This window comes from Cognatundibacterium luofuense, from assembly GCF_018139685.1.
In the GTDB taxonomy this organism is placed as follows: Bacteria; Pseudomonadota; Gammaproteobacteria; order Burkholderiales; family Burkholderiaceae_D; genus Undibacterium; species Undibacterium luofuense.
The window spans coordinates 1-381 of sequence record NZ_JAGSPN010000252.1 but is presented as its reverse complement, the minus strand read 5'-3'; the positions used below and the strand labels follow the sequence as shown (position 1 = coordinate 381).

The 381-nt window shown below is 45.1% G+C and carries 1 rRNA gene; it reads right to left on the bottom strand.

What is annotated here, in order from left to right:
- Positions 1-232: 232 nt before the first annotated feature.
- Positions 233-381: ribosomal RNA gene (locus KDM89_RS20275) — 23S ribosomal RNA — on the bottom strand; the annotation flags it as partial.

The following is a 381-nucleotide window of genomic DNA, read 5'->3' as shown; positions in this document are numbered from 1 at the left end:
CTATGGTCATCAGGCATAAACTGTCAGTCCGCTGTGCACACGTTCCTTTGTGTGTTCACAACAAACTCAATTCAGAAGAAGCTTCGCAGAATGTGCGCCGTCTTTATATCAACTCGCACCAATCTCTATTCGTTTTCCTAATTTCTTAGGTATTACTGGTTATGATTCGTATCCAACTCACTGGCAACCACTTCATATTGCTCACTTGCAGCCCACAACCTGCTAAGGTTATAGGGACAAGCCTTACGGGCAATTAGTACTGGTTAGCTTAATGCATTACTGCACTTCCACACCCAGCCTATCAACGTCCTGGTCTCGAACGACCCTTTAAAGAGATCTAGTCTCTGGGAAGTCTCATCTTAAGGCGAGTTTCCCGCTTAG